Raw genomic sequence first — 18293 nt, forward strand, 5'->3', positions numbered from 1 at the left:
AAGGATGTAACCCTAGATAATGTTTTTGCCAGATGCTAAAAATGAGACTGAAAAAAATGAGGTATTTATGTCGTTAGTGAGCCAAAGGCAAGAAGCGAATCAGAAATTCCCTTTAGGATCGCTCGATGATAAGATTGATGAAGTACTGCTTAAATCCAGAAGAATTTTCTTTTGTGATGCTGTAGATAGCAGTACTGCTCGTAATGCAATTCGCAAATTATGGTACTTGGAGTTAATGAATCCAGGTAAGCCTATTTTATTTATTATTAATTCACCGGGTGGATCAGTTGATGCGGGTTTTGCTGTTTGGGATCAGGTTAAGATGATCACTTCACCTGTGACAACGCTTGTTACAGGGATTGCTGCTTCTATGGGTTCTGTTTTAAGTCTATGTGCTGCTCCCGGAAAGCGTTTTGCAACCCCCCATTCCCGTTTTATGATTCATCAACCTTCTATTCATTCCGTGATTCGCGGACAAGCGACCGATTTGGAAATTCAAGCAAGAGAAATCTTGAAAACCAGAAAGGGAATTGTAGATATCTATGTAGAAGCAACACGAAAGCAAGCAGAAGAGATTGATAAAGCGTTAGATCGTGATATGTGGATGAGTGCAGATGAGGCCTTAGAATTTGGTCTACTTGATAAAGTGGTTTCTAGTTATCAAGATCTAGAAGCGTGATTTTTACTAAATACCATGGAATTGGTAACGATTTTATATTGATCGATCAGAGAAGATCTCCTATAGAGGAGAGTACTTTTTTTGTTCAAATACCCAGAATCTGTGATAGACATTTGGGAATAGGAGCAGATGGGGTGCTCTTGCTTGAAAGTTCTAAACGTTCTGATCTACAAATGCGCATCTTCAATAGCGATGGTAGTGAAGCTGATATGTGCGGCAATGGGATTAGGTGCGTTGCTGATTATGAGATTGCGCACAAACCTAAAATTGAAATCGAAACGAGAAATGGTGTATTTACCTGCTGGCGTAAAGAAGACCAAATAGGGGTTGATTTAAAACAACCTTTAATCTGTCATTGGCCAATGAAAATCCATGAATGGAGTGTCTATGTGGTTAAAGTTGGTGTTCCTCACGCAGTTGTTTTTTTGTCCTCGTTTGATCAAATTGATCTCATAAAGATAGCTCAAGAGATTCGATCTGTCTTTATTTCTGAAGGGATAAATGTAAATTTTGCAAGCTTTTTAAAAGGACAGCTTGTTGTTCGCACTTATGAGAGAGGAGTAGAAAATGAGACCATTTCTTGTGGTACGGGTTTTGCTGCCGTTGCATTTGTTGTGAGTAAACTCTATAACTTCCCACAGCCTATTTTGATAGCAAGTGCTTCTGATAAGATGACTAAACAGATGAAGTTTTTTATTTCTACAAAGGGAAATATACAGATGCTAGCAGAAGCCTGCCGAGTATTTTCAGGCAGTTTGCATTTAGCTTAAATTTTTTAAGCATATTGCAAACATATCGATAGCTAGGCATGCTCACAAATAAGGGGAACTCTATCTTAAAATTTTTACATCATGTCTGAATTTTCTTTTTCGCAAAAAAATCTAACAAAAGCTAAACAGCTATTGTTAGAACAATCTGTTAGAAAAATTTTATTTTCAGAAGCGACCTATCAAATAGAAATATTTGATAAAGAAAATACACATTCTTTTTCACCTTTTTTACATATAGATGATCAAGGAAAAATTCTAGAGGGATTTTGTTCCTGTGATGAAGCCGAAGAGACCCAATCCTGTGCACATCTTGCTGCTGCGTATTTAACTATTTTTAATGGGAATCTACAACCTCTGCATGTGCGTTTTCGTCATAGTTTTTGGAATTGCTTATGTCAAATTTTTTGTAGTCGACATGGATATAAAACAAATGTACTACGAAAAAAGGAAAAAGCTTATGAAATTAAATCCTCTACGAATAAACTTCTTTTTCATATAAAATCTTTAACCGCTGCAACCAAAAAATATTTACATACACTTTTTTTTGAACGAACGATTGAAACAGAAGAAACCTCTCTTAAATTTTCTAATTTGACTCCTGAAGAGCTGCAATTGTGGAAAGAAGGAAATCCTAGCCATCGACTAAAATATGAATTGTGTTTTTGGTCTGATCTTGCAAAATGGCTAATGTTGCTCCAGGAGAGGAAAAAACCTTATACCATTTCTTTTGAAGAAAAGGAAAAGCAGCTTCCTGATTGGCTAACGATTCAATTTACTGGTTTATTAAAAATAAAATGTTATCTCTCAGAGGTCCATTGGCCACAGTTAATTCCTGTTTTAAAAACAGTAGATTCACCGCTTATTGTTCATGGACAACCCTATTCCTATATTCGAGCTATTCATTATAATGAAGTGGATAAAAAACTTTTTATCGAAATGGATCAATCCCAAAAACAGCAACAAGAAGAAAAAGCCAAAGGGACTTCTGTAGGAGACTTTGTTTTTATTCCTAAAAAAGGCTTTTTTCCTGCTACCATAGATCCTATTTTTGAACAAAGAGAGATTTCTGCACAAAAAATTGGAAAAATATTTTTTAAGCATGCACCCATTTTACAGAGATTTTTGAATAAACCAATGCATTTGGGCAACAATTGCATTCAATATGATCTTTTTTTTGATATAGAAGAGAGACTACATATTGAATGTTTCCTCTTTGAAAAAAAAGATCTACAAAAAAAATCCTCTGCGCGATTTGGCAATTGGGTTTATCTAGAAAAAAAAGGATTTTTTCGAGTAGAAAATTGGTTATTTGATGGTATTACAAAAATTATCGAAAGAGCTGATGTTTCAGAATTTGTTTCTCAGCATAGAGCGTGGCTTAATAATTTTCCTCTCTTTCAAACACATGTCTACACCATTGAATCTCAATTGCGCTTTTTTGTGACAGCATCAAAGCAGCTGAAATTTGAATCCGCTATAGAAATACTTGAAGCAGAGGATAAAATCAGCGATTTCGGAGCATGGATTTATGTAAAAGATCAAGGGTTTTTTGCCAAGCGCACTCAGCTACAAGCGGGTTCTATCCATTCAGGGTTAACGATTGAAAAAGATCGAATTGCAGAATTCATTCAGATGCATCGAGAAGAATTGGAAGGTATTAAAGGATTTTTTTCCCCTATCTGTCCTATTCTAAAAAGTGGCTATGAAATTAGCCTGAAAAATGGGCAAATTTTTGTGCAATCCGTTATGCAATTTTTACCCGAGTATCAGGATAAAAATGTGCAAGTCTTCGATGAATTTACCTATGTGGAAAATCAAGGATTTTACGAGATTGCTTTTGAGCAGCAATTAAAGAAAAAATACGTGCCAAGTGCTTTTATTCCTAAAGAGCAAGAGGCTAATTTTGTCTTGTATGATTTAAATACGTTAGTAGACCAGATTATTGTTCTACAAAAGGAATTAACTAAACCACATTCGTTGCAATTAGAAATACGTAATTTAGAACATAAAAAAAAAAAATCCCACTTTCAATGGCATATGCGGCTTGTGTTTATCAGTGAGCTTGGAGAAGTAGATGCAAAAGAGATTTGGCAAGCAATCATGGGAAATCGTCCTTATCTTTTTACACCAGCTGGCCTTATCATCTTGAAACAATCTCGCTTTAATTGGTTAAAAGCGATTCGTAAACAGCAATGGGATGCGAAATCTTTTCTAAAATGTACAACACTAGATTGGTTGCGATTAACCGTTTTTGAAGAGATAAAAGCTCCAGAAGGGAGGTCTACACAAGCTGTGCAGACCAGGAAATGGTTAGAGAGCATTTCTCAATTTGAAACACAAACCCCAATGGATCTAACCGGATTTCAAAGTAGGCTACGGGCTTATCAGGAAACAGGAGTCAATTGGCTTTGGTTTTTATATACCTATGGACTCTCAGGAATGCTTTGTGATGAGATGGGTCTTGGCAAAACGCATCAAGCTATGGGTCTTATTGCGGCTGTATTTAATTATTTGCAAAAAAGAGCTAAGTTTCTAGTGGTTTGCCCTACCTCCGTTATATACCATTGGGAAGAATTATTAAAAAATTTTTTGCCAAAGGTGCGAGTTCTAACTTTTTATGGGGTAGGGCGCAATTTTGATCTTTTTACAACACAAGCAGACCTTTTATTAACTTCTTATGGGGTATTGCGCAGTGAGAAAACCCTTCTTTCTCAATATACCTTTGATCTTATCATTTTTGATGAAGTGCAAAATGCCAAAAATTCCCAATCCCAAACGCATAAAGCTTTGAAAACCCTTCATGCACATATGCGTCTTGGATTAACCGGAACGCCTATTGAAAATAGTTTACTAGAACTAAGATCCTTATTTGAAGTGATTGTGCCAGGATACTTACCCCAAGAAGCTCACTTTAAACATCTATTTGTCAATCCGATTGAAAAAGGACAAGACCAAGCTAGAAAAGCGCTGCTCAAGCGATTAGTCGATCCTTTTATTTTACGACGTAAGAAAAAAGAAGTGTTACTAGAGCTACCGGAAAAAATTGAGGAAATTTCTTATTGTGATCTTTCTGAAGAGCAAAAAAAAATGTATAAGGCTGCTTTTTTTCAACAGAAAAGTCAACTTATGCAGCAAATAGAAGATGAAAAGAAACCACTTCCCTATCTACATGTATTTGCTTTGTTATCCACTCTAAAGCAGATTTGCGATCATCCCTGTCTCATTAATAAGCAATTCGATGAATTCCATAAACATCAGTCAGGAAAATGGGACTTGTTTGTCCAACTATTGCAAGAGACAAGAGATAGTGGACAAAAACTTGTAGTGTTTTCGCAATACCTAAATATGCTTAATCTCATTGAAAAATATCTCAAAGAACAGAACATTGGCTTTGCGGGCATTAGAGGGAGTACGCGTAATCGCAGAGAGATGCTCGATAGATTTAAACAAGACCCTGCTTGTGTTGTTTTTGTTGCTTCTCTACAAGCAGCTGGTGTTGGAGTAGATCTTGTGTCTGCATCCGTTGTGATTCATTACGATCGCTGGTGGAATCCAGCGCGTGAAAATCAAGCAACCGATCGTGTACATCGCATTGGTCAAAATCGAGGTGTACAAGTATTTAAATTAGTCACTAAAAACACCATTGAAGAACACATTCACAAGTTGATCGAAAAAAAGCAAGCGCTCATGGAAGGGGTTATTGAGTTCACAGATCAGGATCAAATCAAAAAATTAAACCGTGAAGAATTAATCCATTTGGTGCACCTAATCGATCAGGATGTAAAAAAAATATAAAAATTTACAATAAATTCTCTGAAGAAGTACGCTAGATCTCTTTTTTAGAGGGTGTTTTCAAATGAAATATATTGTTATTTTTGTGCTTATCATTGTTGGCGCATTTTTCTTTTTTCCCTTTATCAAACCTAAAAGCAAAATGTCAGTTCTTCGCCTCAATATGAAAACAGAACCCAAAACCATGGATCCGCGCAAAGGAGTAGATAGATACTCCATGCAAATGCATTTTTTATTTTTTGAAGGGCTTGTGAAAGCATATCCGGACCAATCTATGAAACTAGCTCAAGCTAAATCCTACGAAGTATCAGAAGATAAACTCACCTATACTTTTCACTTAAGAGACACCGTTTGGTCTAATAACACCCCTGTTACGGCTTACGATTTTGAACAAACCTGGAAAGATATTCTTAGATCCGATTTTCCCTCAATGAGTGCATCGTTATTCTCTTCTATAAAAAATGCAGATGCAGCAAAACAAGGGCTTGTTTCTCTAGATGAAGTGGGGATTAAAGCAATAGATGCAAAAACCCTTGTGATTACTTTAGGAATACCGAATCCTTATCTTTTCAAATTGCTATCTTTTAGTGCTTTTTTTCCTGTAAATATAGAAAACGATCGAAAAAATCCCCATTGGCCTGAAAAGGTAGGACCTAATTTTTTATGTAACGGTCCTTATCTATTAGAAAAGTGGATCCCTAGCAATCAAGTCGTTGCTAAACGTAATCCTCAATACCGAAAGACAGAAGATCTACATCCAGAAAAAATCATTTTTAACATAGTTGAAAATGATGCAATAACGTTAGAGATGTTTGAGAAGGGTTTAGTGGATGTAATTGGAGATTGTCTAACCAGTATTCCTTTAGAAGCGCTTCCTGATTTAGAAAAAAAATGGAGCATTTCTCGTGCGCCAAAACCCTCTTCTCTATTCATTAATCTTAATACAGATAAAGTCCCCTTTAATAATTCTAAAATTCGCAGGGCACTTGGGCTCGCGATTAATCGGCGAGAATTAATCGAAATATCTGGTATGGATCAGAATCAAGCAAACCTATCAGCAACGAGTATGATTCCTCCTTGTTTAAAAGAAAATCGCTGTTGTTCTTTTTTTAAAGATCATGATATCATTCAAGCACGCGTTTTGCTGGAAGAAGGATTAAAAGAACTAGGGCTTACCAAAGAGGTTTTTGCATCTGTTGTTCTTTACTATTATGCCTATTCTTCTGGAACAAATAAATTGATGCAAATCATCCAACAGCAATGGTTAAAGGCTTTGGATCTTTTCATTAAGATAGAGTGTTTAGAGTTTGGAGTTGCAATAGACAAACTCATCAGGAGAGATTATTCTATGGGTTTTGCTTGTTGGATTGCCATGTTCGACGACCCTATGAATTCTCTTGGAAAATTTAAATCTAAAATGCATGCAACCAACTTCTGTAACTGGGAAAGTCCAGAATACACGCAATTACTTAACCAATCTTTTTACGAAGAAGGGGAAGCGAGATTGGATATTCTGGAACAAGCGGAAAAAGTTTTTTTAAGCGAGATGCCCTATATTCCTTTATATCATGAGGACTATGTATATATCATAAACCCACGGCTGCCTTTTACCATCCCGCTTTGGTGTAATGATCGGATGTTAATACCTTCAAAAGGTACAAAATAATTGTCATGCAGAAAAATATAATCCAAACAGAAAGGTTAATTCTACGACCTTGGAAAAAAAAAGATCTTGAGTCGTTTGCAAAGCTTAATCAAGATCCACGAGTCATGGAATATTTTCCCTCTTTAAAAAGCTATAAAGAGATTCAGGAAGAATATAATCGTATCGTAGAAGATTTTAAAAAAGAGGGTTTTGGGCTTTGGGCGGTTTCTATAATAGGAGGCGCTGATTTTATCGGTTTTATTGGTTTAAACCGTGTGAAGTTCACAGCACATTTTACACCAGCTGTTGAAATAGGTTGGAGATTAATGGCTGATTACTGGGGCAAAGGGTATGCAACAGAAGGAGCCATGGCTTGCTTGAAATATGGGTTTGAAACGTTGCATCTTGACGAAATCGTCAGTTTTACAACACTTGCAAACAAGCGCTCCGTAGCTGTTATGGAAAGAATCGGGATGTCACGTAATCCAAAAGATGATTTTGACCATCCGAAATTAGCAGAAGGTCATCCCTTAAGAATACATGTGTTATATCGGTTACAAGCAAATGAATGGAAGTGCTTAGTAAAGTCTAGTAAATGTTGAATTTTCTTCTATTCATTTAAATTGCTCCTTTTCTTCAGCTTTTAGCTATTTTATCTCTATATAAGCCATTAAATGTTTTTACCTCAGCAGAGGTAGAAAAGCCTATGTTAGACCCAAGAATCTAGATTATTTTAACTGCTCAAGTTTTTTTCTAGCAAAGCTATAATTTCATCTTGTACATCTGTATTTACTCCATCTTCAAGTTCTAGTTTTTTACCACAACCATTTGGACATTTAGGATCTTCACCCTTATTTATAGCAGCTGTTATAGTTATTTAAAATATTATTGATAAAGTTGTATATTTTTCTCCAACAAAATATATGGAGGTAGAGAAATGCCTAAACCTTATTCAATGGATCTAAGAAAACGAGTGCTTCAATACCTAGAAGAAAATAACGACAAAATGAAGGCCAGCCAGCTATTTCAAGTTGGGATTGCAACTGTCTACCGATGGGTAAAGCGTAAGAAACAAAGAGGAAACGTAGAACCTCTAAAAAAGAAAAGCACTTATAAGAAAATTGATGATCAGAGATTAATCGCTTATGTAGAAAAAAACCCCGATCATTTTTTATCAGAGATTGCAAAGCATTTTGGTTTGACTTTGCAAGCAATCTTTTACGCTTTGAAAAGACTCAAGATCACAAGAAAAAAAAGATTGCGTTTTATAAGGAAAGGAATGCGGAAGCAAGAGCGGAATATCTAAAAAAGATAGAAGCAATTTCTCCTGAAAAAAGGGTCTATTTGGATCAGAGCGGAATCAGTCAATATGTGCATAGGCAATATGCGAGGAGCGCGAGGGGAAAACAAATATTTGGAGGAATTTCAGGAAAACGATTTGGTAGACAGAGTGTAATTTCGGCACTACAAGGGAAGAAATTGCTGGCACCGATGTGTTTTGAAGGAACTTGCAATACGGATCTATTTAATGTATGGCTAAAACAGGAATTGATTCCAAATTTGACTCATGGCCAAGTTTTGATTCTCGATAACGCGAGCTTTCATAAATCAAAGACAACTAGAACATTGATAGAGGAAAGTGGATACGAAATGCTCTTTCTCCCGCCTTATTCACCGGACTTAAATCCTATCGAAAAATATTGGGCCAATATGAAAACGAAAATCCGAGAACTTTTACCTACTGTAGCTAATTTATCCGAAGCCTTAGATCAAGCTGTTTTATCAATGTCGATTTAAATAACTATATTAAAGGATCTATTGTTTTTTTATCCCAGATGTGTAGGGGATTATCTTTTTCTCGAATAGGTAGAGATGGAAAGCTTAGTAAAGTCTTATCTATTAGATTCGATATAAATAGGGTTTAATTATTCTGTAGACAAGAATGGATATGATACAAATGCTTATCAGAAGTGCAAAACTTACAAAAGGCACTCCTATCATATATAAACGATATTTTATGAGCACTTTAGCTAAAGCAAGTTCTCTTATTTGGTTTAATATTAGGAAAGAAACACCAGTAGCAAGACAGCTATTTAATACTTTAAATTTGGTGGGAACAAAACTAGATAAAAGGGTAGGAGGCTGCAAAAAAGGGTCAGGGGTTTCAGGAAAAAAATATTTAAAAGCAATCGCTTGTGTGTCGTATGTTAGGCAGTACAAAAAATGACAAGCTAAAGTATTGGAACAAGTAAAGGTTTTAGAGCAGAAAGGAAAGATTAAAGCAGGTCCAACAAGTCTAAGAATACTAACCATAAATAACACCTAAATTTCATTATTATACCTTAAAATAAGATATCTTTTCAATTTTGAAGCACAGAAAAATTAAAAAAAAATAGGCAAGCGATGAAAGAATCTCTATTATCAAAAGTTGGCAAAAAAAACCAAAAAGTTTTAGAATTAACCCACTCCATCATGCTTAGAGCCTGTTTAAAATCTTCTCATTAAGGTATAATGATAGTTTTCATAAAACCTTTGGAGGTAGTTATGACCCGCTCTTATCCAAGCGATATTTCTCGTAAACAATTTAGCAAAATCCATCTAATACTTGAGTCTACACGCAAAAAAACACGTCCACGAAGAGTTGATCTATATGATATTTTTTGTGGAATTTTGTACATTTTAAAAAGTGGTTGCCAGTGGCGTATGTTACCCATAGAATATCCTAAATGGGAATTATGTTATTATTATTTCCATCTTTGGAATAAAAAAGATGATAAAAATTCTAAGAGTATTCTTGAAATAGTTTTAAAAAAAATTGGTTGGCAAGATCAGAAAAAGCAGTGGTCGGAAAGGGAAAACAAGCTTTGTAATTATTGATGCTCAAAGTGTTAAAAATACTGATACAGCGGAGAAGATAAGGATATGATGCAGGGAAAAAAATATGAGGAATAAAAAGACATATAGCAGTCGATACCCAAGGGCTTCCTCATGCGATTCACATTACCACTGCTAATATCACTGACAGAAATGGGTGTATAGAAGCATTTTCACTACATAAAAACCATTTGTTCGGTGTAAAAAATGTTTTAGCAGATGGAGGATATTCTGGAGAAAAATTTGCAAAGAGTGTGCAGGAGATATTAGGATGTATAGTAGAAATAGCCAAAAGAAATACACTTCATACTTTTACAGTTATTCCCAAAAGATGGGTTGTAGAGCGTTCTTTTGCGTGGATAGAAAAATGTCGCAGGCTATGGAAAAATTGCGAAAGAAAACTACATACAAGCCTGAATATGCTGGTTCTTGCTTTTATTGCTCTACTTTTGAAAAGATTTTAAACAGGCTCTTAGAAGAGATACCGAAAATAACAGATGTTTTGAAATGTAGGATAAACGATAAGTTTCAAGTCGTTGACTTGAACCCCATTAAGCTAGCCGTTTGAATCGGCACTACTATATAATTAATTTGGCCCTTTCAACCTTGAAGTGCACAAAAAAGAACATATAAATACTTGAAAAAACATCTATTGTGCACCCGAGCATAGCATGTTTGTAGATAATCTCGTAAACACTTCTAGTGGAGTTTCGAAGTTGAGAGCCTTTCTAGGTCTGTTATTTAGTAAAGTTTCCACCCTTTCTATATCCTTGGAAGTCGTATCTAAAAAGCTTTGTGTTTTAGGAAAATATTGCCTAACTAGTCCGTTTGTATGCTCATTTAAGCCTCTTTCCCAAGAATGGTAGGGCGTTGCAAAGTAGAAGTCTGTCTCTAGCTCGAAACTAACCATTTGGTGATAGGCAAATTCTTTTCCGTTGTCTGCTGTTAATGTGTGTACAAAATCTTTGATAGGTTTAAGTTGTTCAATTAACGCTTGACTTACTTCCTCTGCAGTTTTATGAGAAACTTTGGCGAGCTTAGTTAGCTTGGAAGTTCTTTCTACCATTGATACAATTACGCCTTTATGTCCTGCCCCTATGACTGTATCTAGTTCCCAGTCTCCTAAACGAGTCTTTTTTTCTACAATACAAGGCCGTTGCTTAATATCTATACGACCAGGCATGTTCCCTCTTCCAGAAGCTCCCTTTCTCTGCTTGTTATATTTTTTCCCTCGATGACGGAGCTCTCTATAAAGCTGTCCTCCCTGTCGTTTATCTTTCCAGATATGATTATAGATGGTCTCATGACTAACATGTTCTTTACCATGTCTTTTAAGCCATCCGGATATTTGTATAGGGCTCCATTGCAACTTGATTTTTTCTTCAATACGGGTAACTATTTGAGGAGTCATTTTTTTATTGGGCTGAGAATTTTTTCTAAGAAATGCTTTTTCTTGAGCTTGCTGATGACGGTATCCTCGTTGCCCTTTATTTCTCTTAAGTTCCCTACTAATAGTGCTATGATGAACTTTTAGAATGTTTGCTATTGAGCTAGATGTATCTCCTCTAGCTTTTAAAATATAAATCTGACATCTTTGGTCATAGGTTAGGTGATGGTAGCCTTTAGGCAAGGTCTCTCCTTGTGTTTGATTGTTAAAAATCACAATAGAGATTCTTTCATCGCCTGCCTATTCTTTTTTTAATTCTTCTGTGCACTTCAAACTTGAAAAGACTGTATCTAAAAAGCTTTGTGTTTTAGGAAAATATTGCCTAACTAGTCCGTTTGTATGCTCATTTAAGCCTCTTTCCCAAGAATGGTAGGGCGTTGCAAAGTAGAAGTCTGTCTCTAGCTCGAAACTAACCATTTGGTGATAGGCAAATTCTTTTCCGTTGTCTGCTGTTAATGTGTGTACAAAATCTTTGATAGGTTTAAGTTGTTCAATTAACGCTTGACTTACTTCCTCTGCAGTTTTATGAGAAACTTTGGCGAGCTTAGTTAGCTTGGAAGTTCTTTCTACCATTGATACAATTACGCCTTTATGTCCTGCCCCTATGACTGTATCTAGTTCCCAGTCTCCTAAACGAGTCTTTTTTTCTACAATACAAGGCCGTTGCTTAATATCTATACGACCAGGCATGTTCCCTCTTCCAGAAGCTCCCTTTCTCTGCTTGTTATATTTTTTCCCTCGATGACGGAGCTCTCTATAAAGCTGTCCTCCCTGTCGTTTATCTTTCCAGATATGATTATAGATGGTCTCATGACTAACATGTTCTTTACCATGTCTTTTAAGCCATCCGGATATTTGTATAGGGCTCCATTGCAACTTGATTTTTTCTTCAATACGGGTAACTATTTGAGGAGTCATTTTTTTATTGGGCTGAGAATTTTTTCTAAGAAATGCTTTTTCTTGAGCTTGCTGATGACGGTATCCTCGTTGCCCTTTATTTCTCTTAAGTTCCCTACTAATAGTGCTATGATGAACTTTTAGAATGTTTGCTATTGAGCTAGATGTATCTCCTCTAGCTTTTAAAATATAAATCTGACATCTTTGGTCATAGGTTAGGTGATGGTAGCCTTTAGGCAAGGTCTCTCCTTGTGTTTGATTGTTAAAAATCACAATAGAGATTCTTTCATCGCCTGCCTATTCTTTTTTTAATTCTTCTGTGCACTTCAAACTTGAAAAGACTTTATTAAAATCCAATCAACTGCGGCAGAACCTTTCTCAAACACGATCCCTGGAGTTTTCTGCAATAAGAAGTATAAATTTATCCGAGTTGCTGCAGACCACATAAGTAGATTATGTCTAGCTCTTTTTTATCAAATAATTTCTTCTTGCTGTAGGATTGTGCACTCTCCTGGTGCTCAGCATTATTACGAATCCCTGGCTCGTTATTCGCTTCAAAAAGCAACAAATTTCTTTACCTATATAAAATTTGGAAATGAAATCCTTGATTTCTCTTTGAATACCCCAAATAAAATCAAAGATTTCCGGGAGATTGACGAAATAAAGGCACTAAAAAACTTATATGGCGATACAATTATTAATCAAAGGATAAAAAAAATACAAGATACTTGCGCCATAAGCAAACTTCGTAGATTAGAAATAGGAGAAGGATGCTGTTTAGGCATGAGCTATGATTTTATTTCTAGCTACCTTATGAATGTAAAATTAGGAAAGCCCCCATTAGAAGCTGTTGTCAGTCGTTACAAAGATGGAGCTCCAGATAAGGCTGTGCTTGAACACATCTTCTATAGCGCTACGCATGGGCCTATTCCCTATGAAGAACAGAAAAATTTTGTAGATAAATACTTTAGTAAAATAGAAGAAGACTTCGAAAGAAAGAAGGAATCTTTGGCAAAAATGACAGTTGAAGAACAATATGCTGCGTTAGCACAAATTAAACTAGATTTCAACATACAGTTAAATAAAATAAAAGAATTACCATTAAAATACTATTTAAAAAACGAAGAGGATGTAATAAGCTCTTATGAGCTTACCATAAATATGAATGAAAGTGCTGTTTATAAATTCAAAAAAAGGGAAGAAGAACTTTCTTTTGAAAATTTTACAAAAAATTTAATAGCAGGAGTTTATAAGATAGGAATTTTACTAGAGGGACATAAGGGACATGCAATGGTCTATATTAAAACAAAGGAAGGGCAACATATCATTTACGATCCTAATTTAGGAATTCTAGCAGTTGCTCCGTCTGTATCCGCAACAAAATTATACGAAATAGTAAAGAGTTATACAAAAGAAGAAAATTTCAGTCTTTTCAAGTTTGAAGTGCACAGAAGAATTAAAAAAAGAATAGGCAGGCGATGAAAGAATCTCTATTGTGATTTTTAACAATCAAACACAAGGAGAGACCTTGCCTAAAGGCTACCATCACCTAACCTATGACCAAAGATGTCAGATTTATATTTTAAAAGCTAGAGGAGATACATCTAGCTCAATAGCAAACATTCTAAAAGTTCATCATAGCACTATTAGTAGGGAACTTAAGAGAAATAAAGGGCAACGAGGATACCGTCATCAGCAAGCTCAAGAAAAAGCATTTCTTAGAAAAAATTCTCAGCCCAATAAAAAAATGACTCCTCAAATAGTTACCCGTATTGAAGAAAAAATCAAGTTGCAATGGAGCCCTATACAAATATCCGGATGGCTTAAAAGACATGGTAAAGAACATGTTAGTCATGAGACCATCTATAATCATATCTGGAAAGATAAACGACAGGGAGGACAGCTTTATAGAGAGCTCCGTCATCGAGGGAAAAAATATAACAAGCAGAGAAAGGGAGCTTCTGGAAGAGGGAACATGCCTGGTCGTATAGATATTAAGCAACGGCCTTGTATTGTAGAAAAAAAGACTCGTTTAGGAGACTGGGAACTAGATACAGTCATAGGGGCAGGACATAAAGGCGTAATTGTATCAATGGTAGAAAGAACTTCCAAGCTAACTAAGCTCGCCAAAGTTTCTCATAAAACTGCAGAGGAAGTAAGTCAAGCGTTAATTGAACAACTTAAACCTATCAAAGATTTTGTACACACATTAACAGCAGACAACGGAAAAGAATTTGCCTATCACCAAATGGTTAGTTTCGAGCTAGAGACAGACTTCTACTTTGCAACGCCCTACCATTCTTGGGAAAGAGGCTTAAATGAGCATACAAACGGACTAGTTAGGCAATATTTTCCTAAAACACAAAGCTTTTTAGATACGACTTCCAAGGATATAGAAAGGGTGGAAACTTTACTAAATAACAGACCTAGAAAGGCTCTCAACTTCGAAACTCCACTAGAAGTGTTTACGAGATTATCTACAAACATGCTATGCTCGGGTGCACAATAGATGTTTTTTCAAGTATTTATATGTTCTTTTTTGTGCACTTCAAGGTTGAAAGGGCCTTCGATGTTACCTTTTTCTCATGTGTACTAGATTGAGATTTAATCTGACTTTGTTTAGATAAGAAGTAAAACAAACTTGTAGTAAATATGAACATATGAACCCATCTTGAATTGAATATAAATTTTCGTTAAGATGCATGGTTTTTTTATTATTTAACCAAAGAATAACATCTTCTTGCAAGATAGAGCAGTTTTTTCAAAAAAATCTATTTATGCAATTCTTAATTTGAAATCAAACTAGTATAAATTTATACTCTTAAAATTTCATTAGACTTCTTGCGTAATTAGATTTTTGCTATACTTCTTTTCTAAATGGAGGGATCAGAAACTCTTCTAGTTTCTTATTTTTGTTTGATCTCGCATTATCCAAAATTACATGAATAATTCGAGCCTCTGTCTGTTTTTCTAGCTTCTTGAAAAAATCGAGCATTGCATCGGCATCAACTGTCTTATATTCCTCTGTAAAAATCTTCATTCCTGTCAGGCAAAGAGCTCCAGAAAAATGCAATCGCAATTGTTTCCCGGATGTCTACAAAGTCTTTTGAACGCCTTTTTTGATCCATCCACATACGGCTTGGGACTGATGTTCAGGATGCACAGCATCTATGAAATAGATCTCTTCATCAGGGTTTAATGTCTCCTTTAAAGCCATATATTGTTCTATGAAAATTCGTTGTTTTTCAGGATCTAATTTCCCAGGAATCTTTTTAGGACGTTTATAAACAAATCCGTGCTGTATGAGCTAATCTGTCATGCCACTTCGGGAATATTTTATCCCATATTGCTCATGCACGTAAGCTATGATCCCTTTGACTTTAAGATAGGTCTTTTCCTGTAGGTGTTTTAGTAGAGACTCTGTTTGGTCTTGTGAAAGTTTTGATTTGCTACCGCCTCGAGGGCTACTTCCAGTTTTATTTTCGGAATCATAACCACTATAGAAGCATTTTCACTACATAAAAACCATTTGTTCGGTGTAAAAAATGTTTTAGCAAAGGATATTCTGGAGAAAAATTTGCAAAGAGTGTGCAGGAGATATTTAGGATGTATAGTAGAAATAGCCAAATTGATTGGGAAAAGTACATGAAGATATTAAGAGACTGTTTAAAATCTTTTCAAAAGTAGAGCAATAAAAGCAAGAACCACCATATTCAGGCTTGTATGTAGTTTTCTTTCCCAATTTTTCCATAGCCTGCGACATTTTTCTATCCACGCAAAAGAACGCTCTACAACCCATCTTTTGGGAATAACTGTAAAAGTATGAAGGGTATTTCTTTTGGCTATTTCTACTATACATCCTAATATCTCCTGCACACTCTTTGCAAATTTTTCTCCAGAATATCCTCCATCTGCTAAAACATTTTTTACACCGAACAAATGGTTTTTATGTAGTGAAAATGCTTCTATACTAGTGCCGATTCAAACGGCTAGCTTAATGGGATTTAAGTCAACGACTTGAAACTTGTCGTTTATCCTACATTTCAAAATATCTGTTATTTTCGGTATCTCTTCTAAGAAGAATCCTCTAATTGCCTGAAAAAAAGTCACCGACGTTTCGTAATATCGATTGTATACCTTCTTTTCCTTTAAGATCTTCCACAAGCGTTCAATAGGATTCAAATTCGGCGAATAAGGAGGGAGATAGTGCACTTTAATCCTAGAAGACATCAGAAACTCTTCTAGTTTCTTATTTTTGTTTGATCTTGCATTATCCAAAATTACATGAATAATTCGAGCCTCTGTCTGTTTTTCTAGCTTCTTGAAAAAATCGAGCATTGCATCGGCATCAACTGTCTTATATTCCTCTGTAAAAATCTTCATTCCTGTCAGGCAAAGAGCTCCAGCAAAATGCAATCGCAATTGTTTCCCGGATGTCTGCAAAGTCTTTTGAACGCCTTTTTTGATCCATCCACATACGGCTTGGGACTGATGTTCAGGATGCACAGCATCTATGAAATAGATCTCTTCATCAGGGTTTAAGGTCTCCTTTAAAGCCCTATATTGTTCTATGAAAATTCGTTGTTTTTCAGGATCTAATTTCCCAGGAATCTTTTTAGGACGTTTATAAACAAATCCGTGCTGTATGAGCCAATCTGTCATGCCACTTCGGGAATATTTTATCCCATATTGCTCATGCACATAAGCTATGATCCCTTTGACTTTAAGATAGGTCTTTTCCTGTAGGTGTTTTAGTAGAGACTCTTTTTGGTCTTGTGAAAGTTTTGATTTGCTACCGCCTCGAGGGCTACTTCCAGTTTTATTTTCGGAATCATATTCTCTGAGGTATTTCTGAACAGTGATAGGGCTTATCCGGAGTGTTTTAGCAAGATTTTTTGTTGAGATACCCTCATCATAGCCCAAAATTACACAAAGCCTATTCCGTTCAGAATAGTCTTTTGGATGCTTTAACTTGTGTTCTAAGTCAGCTCTCTGGCTAGGGATCAGTTTTTTCATACTCAATAGCTTAACACAAAACAAAATATTTTTCTATACGATTGAATCGGAACCACTATATACACCCATTTCTGTCAGTGATATTAGCGGTGGTAATGTGAATCGCATGAGGAAGCCCTTGGGTATCGACTGCTATATGTCTTTTTATTCCTGATATTTTTTCCCCTGCATCATATCCTTATCTTCTCCGCTGTATCAGTATTTTTAACACTTTGAGCATCAATAATTACAAAGCTTGTTTTCTCTTTCCGACCACTGCTTTTTCTGATCTTGAACCTATCTTGAATTGAATATAAATTTTCGCTATGATACCAGATCTTTTTATTTTTTAACTAAAGACAGATGACATGAGCAAGCAAGGATTAAATGAAGAACAGTTTAAAATACTCGAACCTCAAATGGAAAAATGGGTAAATCGTAACCATTATGGAAGAAAATTAGCGCCATGGAGACCTGTAGTGAATACTATTTTCTGGGTGCTTCGGACAGGAGCTCCTTGGAAAGATGCACCTAGAAACAAGGAGTTTTCTCATCCCTCAACAGCACACGCATGGCTTGGAAGAATGCAATCTGCTGGATTTTTAGATCAATTTTTAGAAGAGCTGCTTAAGCTTGCCGAACAGCTGGGGTGTATTGATGCCCAGAGACTCTCTGTAGATGGTTTTTTTTTCCAGCGGACGCGGAGGAGGAGAGCAAGTTGATTATGGCTACAAAGGTAAAGGCGTGACATCGCATTTACTGGTAGAAAAATCAGGAAAGCCTCTTGCAATCACTTTTACATCAGCATCCGGGGATGAGAAAAAACAAGTGATCCCTCTGCTTAGGAAAGTCATTCCCTTCATTAAAAAAGCATGGAATCAGGGAAAAGTACCCATACTTGAAGCAGATAAAGGTTATGACTCAGAGCAAACACGTATCGATGTTCTTTCCCATGAGGTTTTTCCTCTGATAGCTCGGAAAAGAAACACTAAGGGATATAAGATAAAAGGCATTTGCTACCTTGAAAAGCAACGTTGGGTCGTTGAGAGAACGATTTCTTGGTTAAAGACATGCTTCCGTCGTCTTACAGTGCGCTGGGAAAGAAAGGCAATATATTGGAACGGACTATTAATGTTTGGACTACTGGGATATTGGATGAATTTCTTAAGTCGGCAAGTATCTTTAAAACAGTAA

General features: G+C 35.9%; 17 protein-coding genes and 4 pseudogenes. 13 read left to right on the top strand and 8 right to left on the bottom strand.

What is annotated here, in order from left to right; all coding sequences use genetic code 11:
• Positions 1 to 67 precede the first annotated feature (67 nt).
• From RHABOEDO_RS02720 to RHABOEDO_RS02760, 9 genes and pseudogenes are all read left to right on the top strand, one after another.
• Complete coding sequence (locus tag RHABOEDO_RS02720; RefSeq protein WP_215216893.1) at positions 68 to 679, top strand: ATP-dependent Clp protease proteolytic subunit; 612 nt, start codon at positions 68 to 70, stop codon at positions 677 to 679.
• Positions 676 to 1449, top strand: coding sequence for a diaminopimelate epimerase (gene dapF / locus RHABOEDO_RS02725; protein WP_215216894.1), 774 nt, complete (start codon positions 676 to 678; stop codon positions 1447 to 1449). Before RHABOEDO_RS02720 ends, dapF begins: the two co-directional genes overlap by 4 nt.
• A gap of 132 nt (positions 1450 to 1581) precedes the next feature.
• Positions 1582 to 5244: a DEAD/DEAH box helicase gene (locus RHABOEDO_RS02730; protein ID WP_215216895.1), complete on the top strand. Its 3663-nt coding sequence runs from the start codon at positions 1582 to 1584 to the stop codon at positions 5242 to 5244.
• A 139-nt stretch (positions 5245 to 5383) separates the two neighbouring features.
• Complete coding sequence (locus tag RHABOEDO_RS02735; protein ID WP_215216896.1) at positions 5384 to 6907, top strand: peptide ABC transporter substrate-binding protein; 1524 nt, start codon at positions 5384 to 5386, stop codon at positions 6905 to 6907.
• 5 nt (positions 6908 to 6912) lie between these two features.
• Positions 6913 to 7488 (top strand): GNAT family N-acetyltransferase, encoded by a 576-nt coding sequence (locus RHABOEDO_RS02740; RefSeq protein WP_215216897.1) that lies wholly within the window; start codon positions 6913 to 6915, stop codon positions 7486 to 7488.
• Between the two features lie 335 nt (positions 7489 to 7823).
• A complete protein-coding gene (locus RHABOEDO_RS02745) occupies positions 7824 to 8192 on the top strand; it encodes an IS630 transposase-related protein (protein ID WP_215216866.1) in 369 nt (122 codons plus the stop codon).
• 5 nt (positions 8193 to 8197) lie between these two features.
• Positions 8198 to 8683, top strand: a complete 486-nt coding sequence (locus tag RHABOEDO_RS02750) for an IS630 family transposase (protein ID WP_245397582.1) — start codon at positions 8198 to 8200, stop codon at positions 8681 to 8683.
• 145 nt (positions 8684 to 8828) lie between these two features.
• Complete coding sequence (locus tag RHABOEDO_RS02755; protein ID WP_220017732.1) at positions 8829 to 9113, top strand: hypothetical protein; 285 nt, start codon at positions 8829 to 8831, stop codon at positions 9111 to 9113.
• A gap of 317 nt (positions 9114 to 9430) precedes the next feature.
• Positions 9431 to 10224 (top strand): annotated as a pseudogene (locus RHABOEDO_RS02760) (IS5 family transposase).
• A 185-nt stretch (positions 10225 to 10409) separates the two neighbouring features.
• Here RHABOEDO_RS02760 and RHABOEDO_RS02765 read toward each other — a convergent pair.
• Complete coding sequence (locus RHABOEDO_RS02765; protein WP_215216525.1) at positions 10410 to 11423, bottom strand: IS30 family transposase; 1014 nt, start codon at positions 11421 to 11423, stop codon at positions 10410 to 10412.
• 24 nt (positions 11424 to 11447) lie between these two features.
• Positions 11448 to 12377: an IS30 family transposase gene (locus RHABOEDO_RS02770; protein WP_220017434.1), complete on the bottom strand. Its 930-nt coding sequence runs from the start codon at positions 12375 to 12377 to the stop codon at positions 11448 to 11450.
• 228 nt (positions 12378 to 12605) lie between these two features.
• Between RHABOEDO_RS02770 and RHABOEDO_RS02775 the strand changes: the two genes are divergently transcribed.
• Both RHABOEDO_RS02775 and RHABOEDO_RS02780 read left to right on the top strand, forming a co-directional pair.
• A complete protein-coding gene (locus RHABOEDO_RS02775) occupies positions 12606 to 13586 on the top strand; it encodes a hypothetical protein (protein ID WP_220017733.1) in 981 nt (326 codons plus the stop codon).
• Between the two features lie 13 nt (positions 13587 to 13599).
• Complete coding sequence (locus RHABOEDO_RS02780; protein ID WP_215216525.1) at positions 13600 to 14613, top strand: IS30 family transposase; 1014 nt, start codon at positions 13600 to 13602, stop codon at positions 14611 to 14613.
• A gap of 351 nt (positions 14614 to 14964) precedes the next feature.
• Here the strand turns inward: RHABOEDO_RS02780 and RHABOEDO_RS02785 are convergent, their stop codons facing one another.
• From RHABOEDO_RS02785 to RHABOEDO_RS02800, 6 genes and pseudogenes are all read right to left on the bottom strand, one after another.
• Entirely contained in the window at positions 14965 to 15177 is a 213-nt protein-coding gene (locus RHABOEDO_RS02785) for a transposase (RefSeq protein ID WP_220017734.1), read from the bottom strand.
• A gap of 21 nt (positions 15178 to 15198) precedes the next feature.
• Positions 15199 to 15321, bottom strand: coding sequence for a hypothetical protein (locus tag RHABOEDO_RS11085; RefSeq protein WP_281069555.1), 123 nt, complete (start codon positions 15319 to 15321; stop codon positions 15199 to 15201).
• 12 nt (positions 15322 to 15333) lie between these two features.
• Positions 15334 to 15408, bottom strand: a pseudogene (locus RHABOEDO_RS11685) (helix-turn-helix domain-containing protein); the annotation flags it as partial.
• Between the two features lie 362 nt (positions 15409 to 15770).
• Positions 15771 to 16043, bottom strand: a pseudogene (locus RHABOEDO_RS02790) (transposase); the annotation flags it as partial.
• A gap of 42 nt (positions 16044 to 16085) precedes the next feature.
• Entirely contained in the window at positions 16086 to 17120 is a 1035-nt protein-coding gene (locus RHABOEDO_RS02795) for an IS630 family transposase (protein ID WP_215216421.1), read from the bottom strand.
• 58 nt (positions 17121 to 17178) lie between these two features.
• Positions 17179 to 17386: pseudogene (locus RHABOEDO_RS02800) on the bottom strand (transposase); the annotation flags it as partial.
• An 81-nt stretch (positions 17387 to 17467) separates the two neighbouring features.
• Between RHABOEDO_RS02800 and RHABOEDO_RS02805 the strand changes: the two are divergent.
• Together RHABOEDO_RS02805 and RHABOEDO_RS02810 are read left to right on the top strand one after the other, a co-directional pair.
• Positions 17468 to 17821, top strand: a complete 354-nt coding sequence (locus RHABOEDO_RS02805; protein WP_215217041.1) for a transposase — start codon at positions 17468 to 17470, stop codon at positions 17819 to 17821.
• Complete coding sequence (locus RHABOEDO_RS02810) at positions 17778 to 18293, top strand: transposase (protein WP_215216393.1); 516 nt, start codon at positions 17778 to 17780, stop codon at positions 18291 to 18293. Before RHABOEDO_RS02805 ends, RHABOEDO_RS02810 begins: the two co-directional genes overlap by 44 nt.

The organism is Candidatus Rhabdochlamydia oedothoracis, assembly GCF_019453995.1.
Lineage (GTDB): Bacteria > Chlamydiota > Chlamydiia > Chlamydiales > Rhabdochlamydiaceae > Rhabdochlamydia > Rhabdochlamydia oedothoracis.

Bases quoted from the DNA above. Each gene is read 5' to 3' on its own strand.
- RHABOEDO_RS02755 (WP_220017732.1), top strand. From the start codon at position 8,829: ATGGATATGATACAAATGCTTATCAGAAGTGCAAAACTTACAAAAGGC.
- RHABOEDO_RS02795 (WP_215216421.1), bottom strand. From the start codon at position 17,120: ATGAAAAAACTGATCCCTAGCCAGAGAGCTGACTTAGAACACAAGTTA.
- RHABOEDO_RS02735 (WP_215216896.1), top strand. From the start codon at position 5,384: ATGTCAGTTCTTCGCCTCAATATGAAAACAGAACCCAAAACCATGGAT.
- RHABOEDO_RS02720 (WP_215216893.1), top strand. From the start codon at position 68: ATGTCGTTAGTGAGCCAAAGGCAAGAAGCGAATCAGAAATTCCCTTTA.
- RHABOEDO_RS02745 (WP_215216866.1), top strand. From the start codon at position 7,824: ATGCCTAAACCTTATTCAATGGATCTAAGAAAACGAGTGCTTCAATAC.
- RHABOEDO_RS02740 (WP_215216897.1), top strand. From the start codon at position 6,913: ATGCAGAAAAATATAATCCAAACAGAAAGGTTAATTCTACGACCTTGG.
- RHABOEDO_RS02805 (WP_215217041.1), top strand. From the start codon at position 17,468: ATGAGCAAGCAAGGATTAAATGAAGAACAGTTTAAAATACTCGAACCT.
- RHABOEDO_RS02810 (WP_215216393.1), top strand. From the start codon at position 17,778: ATGGTTTTTTTTTCCAGCGGACGCGGAGGAGGAGAGCAAGTTGATTAT.
- RHABOEDO_RS11085 (WP_281069555.1), bottom strand. From the start codon at position 15,321: ATGGCTTTAAAGGAGACATTAAACCCTGATGAAGAGATCTATTTCATA.